General features: G+C 63.9%; 10 protein-coding genes. 2 read left to right on the top strand and 8 right to left on the bottom strand.

What is annotated here, in order from left to right; all coding sequences use genetic code 11:
- Positions 1–60: 60 nt before the first annotated feature.
- From IQ292_RS14555 to IQ292_RS14565, 3 genes are read right to left on the bottom strand one after another with little or no spacing between them, the layout of a single operon-like run.
- A complete protein-coding gene (locus IQ292_RS14555) occupies positions 61–2,355 on the bottom strand; it encodes a patatin-like protein (RefSeq protein WP_203311025.1) in 2,295 nt (764 codons plus the stop codon).
- Between the two features lie 18 nt (positions 2,356–2,373).
- Positions 2,374–3,084: an endonuclease/exonuclease/phosphatase family protein gene (locus IQ292_RS14560; RefSeq protein ID WP_203311026.1), complete on the bottom strand. Its 711-nt coding sequence runs from the start codon at positions 3,082–3,084 to the stop codon at positions 2,374–2,376.
- Positions 3,085–3,127: 43 nt separating this feature from the next.
- Complete coding sequence (locus tag IQ292_RS14565; RefSeq protein ID WP_238941111.1) at positions 3,128–3,421, bottom strand: VanZ family protein; 294 nt, start codon at positions 3,419–3,421, stop codon at positions 3,128–3,130.
- A 347-nt stretch (positions 3,422–3,768) separates the two neighbouring features.
- Between IQ292_RS14565 and IQ292_RS14570 the strand changes: the two genes are divergently transcribed.
- Positions 3,769–4,962 (top strand): tyrosine-type recombinase/integrase, encoded by a 1,194-nt coding sequence (locus tag IQ292_RS14570; protein WP_203311027.1) that lies wholly within the window; start codon positions 3,769–3,771, stop codon positions 4,960–4,962.
- Here IQ292_RS14570 and IQ292_RS14575 read toward each other — a convergent pair.
- The 4 genes from IQ292_RS14575 to IQ292_RS14590 are packed head-to-tail and all read right to left on the bottom strand — an operon-like array spanning position 4,959 to position 6,054.
- Positions 4,959–5,198, bottom strand: a complete 240-nt coding sequence (locus tag IQ292_RS14575) for a helix-turn-helix transcriptional regulator (RefSeq protein ID WP_203311028.1) — start codon at positions 5,196–5,198, stop codon at positions 4,959–4,961. The genes IQ292_RS14570 and IQ292_RS14575 overlap by 4 nt on opposite strands.
- Positions 5,199–5,243: 45 nt before the next feature.
- Positions 5,244–5,591 carry a hypothetical protein gene (locus tag IQ292_RS14580; protein WP_203311029.1) on the bottom strand — a complete coding sequence of 116 codons (348 nt, stop codon included), beginning with the start codon at positions 5,589–5,591 and terminating at the stop codon, positions 5,244–5,246.
- Entirely contained in the window at positions 5,591–5,779 is a 189-nt protein-coding gene (locus IQ292_RS14585) for a hypothetical protein (protein ID WP_203311030.1), read from the bottom strand. The genes IQ292_RS14580 and IQ292_RS14585 overlap by 1 nt, the downstream gene beginning before the upstream one ends.
- The gene (locus tag IQ292_RS14590) at positions 5,776–6,054 is read right to left on the bottom strand and encodes a hypothetical protein (RefSeq protein WP_203311031.1); all 279 of its coding nucleotides are present in this window, start codon (positions 6,052–6,054) and stop codon (positions 5,776–5,778) included. Before IQ292_RS14590 ends, IQ292_RS14585 begins: the two co-directional genes overlap by 4 nt.
- A gap of 67 nt (positions 6,055–6,121) precedes the next feature.
- On the opposite strand from IQ292_RS14590, the gene IQ292_RS14595 reads away from it, so the two are divergent.
- Positions 6,122–6,451 carry a hypothetical protein gene (locus tag IQ292_RS14595; RefSeq protein ID WP_203311032.1) on the top strand — a complete coding sequence of 110 codons (330 nt, stop codon included), beginning with the start codon at positions 6,122–6,124 and terminating at the stop codon, positions 6,449–6,451.
- 60 nt (positions 6,452–6,511) lie between these two features.
- Here IQ292_RS14595 and IQ292_RS17705 read toward each other — a convergent pair.
- The coding region (locus IQ292_RS17705; RefSeq protein ID WP_238941112.1) for a hypothetical protein at positions 6,512–6,808 on the bottom strand (297 nt) is incomplete at its 5' end.

Here is a 6,808-nt window from a genome sequence, read left to right on the forward strand (position 1 = left end):
TCCGCGACGCTAGCCGCTGCATGGCCCGATGGCCAGCCCGACACGTGGAGGCCCGGCGGCTCAGCCGATTTCGCGGCGCAGGCTGGCGATCAGCGCGGGAATGGCGGTCAGCCGGCCTTCCTCCTCGTCGAGGATCGCGCGAAAGGCGGCGCGCTTGATCGCCGCGGCGCGTCCGGCACGCATCCGCACGTTGGGCGGCAGGGTCGAGATGCAGATGTCGATCATCCGCTCCGCACCGTGCAGCCGGCCCCACAGATAGTCGTTCTCGCGGTAGGCGCGGCTGAAGAACGCCCCGAAGCTGTTGAACTGGATACCCTTCAGGGTCGCTTCCGCGCCGCCGCCGCGGATCGCGGTAGCATCGTCCGGCGCGATCCGGTCGACCTTGATCGGGTCGAATTCGTCCAGGCCCTCGCCTTGCAGCAGCGGCAGGGTGGCCGTGTCGTAATAGGGGAAGCCGAGATAGGCGAGGAGCAGCGCGCGGCGCGGCGCCCTGTCGATCGCGACGAATGCCGTCGCGAGCCGCGCGTCGGTCTCCGCATCCAGCCGGGTGAGATCGAGCGCCGCCGCCAGACCGTCGAGCAAGGGGCCGGCATCGGCGCCGCGCAGCGCGCGTACCGCACCGCGCAGCTGAGGATGGTCATCGGCGCGTTGTCGCTGAAGATACAGCGCCAGCGAGTCGTAGATCGCGTCGCGAATCGGCTCGACGTCGACGCCGTCCGCCTCGACCTCCGTCAGGCGCCGGGCCATCAGTCGGAGCCGACGAATGCGAAAACCGATGTCGAACGTCCGCAGGAAATCGACCGTCGCGGCGCTTTCCTTGCCGGTGAAGGTGGGGACGCCGCCGTCGTGACCTGGGCCGAAGCCGCGCGCGGCGATCGCGGCCTCGATAGCCGCCTTCAGCCGTCGCCAGCGGTGCTGCCCCGGCTCCCCGCCGACGTGATAGAGGAGCGCGGTGATCGTATCGATCACTCCGGCGAGCTTGAGGTGGCCATAGGCCGCATAGCCATAGCCCGCGCGGGTCGCGGCCGCCGTCTGCGCGCGCCTCCGCCACGCGACGAGCCGTGCGGGCGTCGGACTGTCGAGGAAGAAGGTGTGATCGAACAGCGCGCCGATCTCTTCCTCGACGGCGGGCCGCAGCGCGGTGACGATGCCGCGCATCCGGTCGATCCGCGCCGAGCGCGCGGCGATCGCGTCCAGATTGTCGCGGATCGGCTGCTGCCGCGGCAGATCGCTCAGCGCGCCCAGGATCGTCTGGAAGAAACCGGGATCGCCGCCGCCCGAGCCAAGCCGGATCTTGATGCCGGGCGAGGGGTCTATGTAGACGAACCGGCGATCGATCTCGCGCCGTGCCGGCCGTTCCTTGAGCGCGTCGATCGCGGGGCGGAAGGGGGCGTTGGCGAGGACCGATCCGTCGATCAGCACCGCCTTCTCCGCCTGCCTCGCCGCGAAGTGCCGCGGCAGCGCGCGGCGCAGGAATGCCGAGCGCCCGGGCCATTCCAGGCCGCGCCCGGCCAGGACGCGATCAAGCTCGCCGACGCTGAACGGGGGAAAGGCGCCAGGAAAACTCGACGTCGCGCGCGCGGCGAAGGCGAGCTCGGGAATCGCCGCGAGCGCCGCGCCGCCGCCGTGGTCGCTGAAGCCGATCACCAGGCGATGTTCCGTTTCCAGAACTTCCGGTGGCGAATTGAGCGTCAGCCGTTCGGGATGCCCGGTGAAGTCGGTCACCGTGACGAACAGGTCGAGCGGCTGCCCATCCGGCAACAGGCGGGGGCCGCGCTCGGTGGCGGCCATCGCATCGAAGGCATCGAGCAGCATGGTGGTAAACGTGGCTCCGCCGAACGGCGGCTCGAACCAGCGCGAGCGGACGAAGTGCGACAGCTTCGCGCGCACCTCCTCGCGGGTCGCCTCGTCGAGCTCGGCGACCTTGTCGGCGCTGCGCCCCGCCGCCATCCACGCGAGGGGCAGCGCCCACATCTTGGAGAAGCGCGATGCCGGCGCCGCATCCGGATCGATCAGCGCCTCGACGTCCGCCGAGGTGAGCCAGAGGTCGGTCAGCGGCTCCAGGCTCTGTCCCGTGGTGATGGCCTGCGCCAGGAAGATGCCGTTGATCCCGCCTGCCGACGCGCCGGCGACGATGTCGGTGAGGACGCGCAGTCGCATGCCCGCCGTCGCCTCGATCTCCGCGATGAGCGCGGCATAGACCTGCTCGCTGCCACCGGCGGCGGGAACGCCATCGTGGCAGGCGCGACTGGCGCGCACCACCCGCCAGACTTCCTTCGTGATGCCGTGCATGTAGACGGCGAGGCTGATGCCGCCGTAGCAGACCAGGGCGAGGCGCAGTTCCTTCTCACGCATGGCGAAACCGCGAGCGTCTCATGCCGGTGTAAGTGTCGCCCAGATCGGCAGGTGATCCGACGTCTTGCGGGCCGCGGCGCTGGCATGCACGCCGCAGTCGGCGACGCGCAGGTCGCGTGATACCATGATGCGGTCCAGCCGCCCGACGGGACGGCGCGAGTGGAAGCTCGGCCCGGTCGGCGCGATCGTGTGGTCCCGGCAGAAATCGCGCAGGCAGCCCGCCGCCGCCGTCCATTCGTTCAGGTCCCCCATCAATACCGTGGGATGACGATGCAGCGAGGCGTCGACATGCGCAAGGATCGCCGCCGCCTGCCGTCGGCGCCACAGACCCGACAGGTCGAGATGCATGCCGACGACGCGGATGATCCCGGCTCCCGTACGGACGTCCGCCATGACCGCACCGCGGGGCTCCAGCGCGGGCAGGTGGATGGCCTCTCGATCGACGACCTGCGCGCCCTTGCGAACCAGGATGACGTTGCCATGCCAGCCCATCGACAGCGCGCGCATGCCGAAATCCACCGCCTTCCAATCGCTATGCTCGTCGAGCAGATGGAGCGGGATGACCGATTCGCGCGCGCCGAAGCGGCGGTCCGCCTCCTGCAGCGCGACGACATCGGCGTCGATTTCGCGCAATACCTCCAGCACCCGTTCGGGATTGCGGCGGCGGTCGAGGCCGATCCCCTTGTGGATGTTGTAGCTGGCGACCTTGATCGTGGAACGGGAATCCATTGCGCTACCGCAACGCCCGGCATCGGCGCGGGGTTTCAGATGCTCAGGCGATTGCCGGATGCGCGCGGCGCCAGGCGGCGATGACCAGCAGCACGACGACGATGACGAACGTGTCCGCGAGCCAGTCGTGGATGTCGCAGTCGCGATGGAGCGCAGGGATCGACTGCACCACCTCCACCAGCGCGCCGACGAACGACAGGCGCTCGCCGATCCGCAGCAGTTCCGCGCGCGGCCACCCGGCGGCGGCCAGGACCGTCAGCGTACCGAAGGCGAGCATGTGCTGCACCTTGTCGTCGTTGGGTAACGGCAGGTTGGGAGGATGCGGCGTCCAGGCCATCGCCAGCGCGAAGGCGAGCGCGGCGCAAAAGGCAACGCGGGCGGCGAGGGTCAGAAAATCGTCCTTTCGAAGGAAAGGTGGTGCCGAGTGCAGGGATCGAACCCGCGACCTTCGGTTTACAAATTCGCCCTAGCCTTTTTGGAAGGCGCGCGTCAAACCCGGTAATCGTCCTTCTAAGTGCCCGGAAAACCTAGGTTTTTGGCTTGTGAGGTGCACGGCGCGGGTGTCCATCGGAGTTGCGGTAAGTCAAGTTTTTGTCCGGTTTCATGCGTTTTTGACCGGTTCAATCCGCGCTCTGGTGTCCCGCTGGTGTCCTTGGCAGGCCAAGATCAACGAAGGACACCGGAATGGAAAAAATCGTCTTTTCTCCGCGCTTTATCGAAAATCTCGCGAGCGGAACGGCTGCTGATCCGGGGACACCGGGCCTGTTTATCGAAGCGGACGGTGTCCGAAAGACGTGGCGCTACAAGCGGAAGGTCCGTGGCACCAACAAGGTCCACAAAGCGACCTTCGGCACGTTCCCGGCGGTGACGATTGCTGACGCACGGGTGCAGGCTGGCGCGCTAAACGCCATGGTCGAGCAAGGCGTTGATCCACGCGAAGAAGCGCGCATCAAGGGGGTGACCGTCGAAGTGGCGTTCAACCGCTACATGGCGTCCGACCGGGTCAAGGCGCTGAAGCCAAGGACGGTCGATGACAAGCGCAAGGTCTATCGTGCTGGTCTGGCACGACTGGCGGACCGTCCGATTGCGTCCATTGTAGAAGCCGACATCCTCGCCATCATCCGCGAACGTCGGGAGGCTGGCAGCAAGGCTGACCGCTTTACGGCTGAGACGAAGGCGTTCTTTTCGTGGTGCGAGTCCATCGACGGGGAGATTGATGGCGTGACCATCGCGAACGATCCGACCCGTCGCCTTCACGTCAAACCTTCGCGGGCGCGCGACCGGTTCTTGGATGAAGACGAACTGGTGTTGTTCCTGCGGGCGCTGGCGGAACAAGACCGCGTCTATCAGCGCGCCGTTGGCCTGCTGCTGTTGTCCGGTTGTCGCCGCACAGAGGTAATGAGCGCACCGGCTGCGGAGGTTCGCGGCGATGTCTGGATTGTGCCAGCCGCGCGCTACAAATCGAATATTGACCATGCGATGCCGCTCAGCGCGTGGGGACAGAGCCTTCTTCGCACCAACAGCGAATGGTTGATCCCGGCCAAGCGTGGCGAGGGACCGATGACGGACGGCTGGATCAACAAGGTGGTGGAGAAAATGCGGGTGCGGATGATGGAACTGAAGGGCGGTGCTGTGCCCGCCTTCCGCGTTCACGACATCCGCAAGACGATGCGGTCGAACTGCACCCGCCTGAAGATCGACACCGCCACGGCAGAAGCGATGTTGGGTCACTCTAAGAAGGGGCTGATCGCGATCTACGACCTTTACGACATGATGGACGAAAAGCGGGAAGGCTACGCGAAGTGGGAAGCCTATTTGGTCGACCTCGCCCGCAAGGCCGGTGTGGCAGACGCGCTGCAAATCCCGGACGGCGCTTAGATTCGTTGGGTCAGCGACCAAGCGTCCACTTCGTCAGCCCGCCATAGCTTCCGCGCTCCAATCAATACCGGGCGCGGAAAGCTGGGCTGCGTGATGATGCTTGCGTAGAATTTGGTGTTACCGCACCGTAGACGGGTGCAAACTTCTTTGACGTTCAGCAGGCCTTCCCGGCGGTTGGCCTCAAGCTGAAGCTGAAATCGTCTTTCGGCGCGTTGGCGTCCTGCATCGGTCATCATGCGCGACCAGCTACGCGGTGTTCCTCGAAGCCTCCAAATGTCAAATCAAGAAAGTTTGGACAGCAGCGCTTCGAAATCGTCCAGATACATGACCGCCAGCGGGCGCTTGCGGTCCGCCTGCATCACCAGCAACGGCGTTCGATCATTGGACCGGCGGGCTTGGATCAGCGCTTCATATACCAATGCGATCTTCGCCCGGCGCTTGCACTCTATGTCGAATGGGATCAGCCGCTTGGCTTCGGTCGATAGCTGAATGTCCGCACCGGTCGAGCCCATCGCACACGACTTCACATCGTCCCCGGTCAGCGTTGGGTAAAGGCGCAAGAACATGTCCCGCGCCTTCTTCTGAAGATCACGTCCTTTGGCTTTGGCGGCAGCGGTGCTGATCGCCATTAGGGCTCTAGACGGTTGGCCGTTGATGGCTTGGTCGACTGACCGTCATCAAGCGAACCGCCGCCACCGCCTGACCAAGTGACGGTATCAGCGACGTTCTTGGAAACACGGTGCAGCTTCACGCTGATGACGATGATCGCCACGAAGATGATCGCGATCAGGGCGAGGATTGCGACGGGGACGGTCATGCGCGATCCTCTGCCGCGTCAGCACGGCAATGAAGGCAATCGCAGGCAAAGTCATCATCAGTGGTTTGAACAGTGGCTACCGTTTCGGTTTGCGCGTCTTGTTCCAACACGTAAGCAGCCATGTCGCCTACATACTGATTGAGACCGCGAAGCACTTGATAGTGATCAGCGATAATTTTGCTCTGATCGCTTAGTTCGCGCTTCAATGTGCGCACGTCGAGGATCAGCGTTCCGATGATAACCGTCGCAAGGACGAAAATGATTGTATCTGTCATGATGGTTGGCACTCCAATAGTCTTGTCGACTATTTAGCCAACGAGTGCGCTGACGGCTAAATAGCCGATGCAACTACGGATCATCATTGCACTACTGTCATGCGCAGCGTTGCTGATGGTCGGGCGGTCGATCTACAACCGTGGCGTCCATCATGAACGCGCCATCTGGCAGGCAAAGGTTGCGGCGGAGGCGGCGAAGAACGCGGCCACCAGTGCGGCGCTGAACGCACAGGTGCAGGACTATGCGAAGCGTCTGGACGAAGCGCTGAACAAGCGCGCCGAGACGGTCACCGTCTACCGGGACCGGATCGTGAACGCGGCTTATCCGGACTGTCAGGTGACCGCCGATGTAATGGATGACCGCAATGCGATCCGGGCTGACCCAACGCTGCCCTAACCGGCTAAATAGGTGATGCCGAACCAAGACATCAACGCCTTAATCGACCAATCCAACAAGTCAATTGAAGCGGCAACTGAACGCATGAAACAATTGCAAATCGAGATGGATCGCCTCATACGCAACATCAAAGCAAGAAACTACCTGCATCGTTTTTCCGAAGTCGCGTTTCACTTTGATGAGGACGGAATGATATGCCTTGATCACGATGATGACCGCATTCACTTTATGCTGTGGCAGAAGTGATGGCATGACCCGCAAAACCGTTTTAGCCGCCCTCCTAGGGTCAGGACCCATTGATGTGGGAGGCGCGATCTGATTCAGGCTCCGTGAGGAGAGAGTGGATGAGCGACCTGT

Source organism: Sphingomonas beigongshangi (genome assembly GCF_016820445.1).
In the GTDB taxonomy this organism is placed as follows: Bacteria; Pseudomonadota; Alphaproteobacteria; order Sphingomonadales; family Sphingomonadaceae; genus Sphingomonas; species Sphingomonas beigongshangi.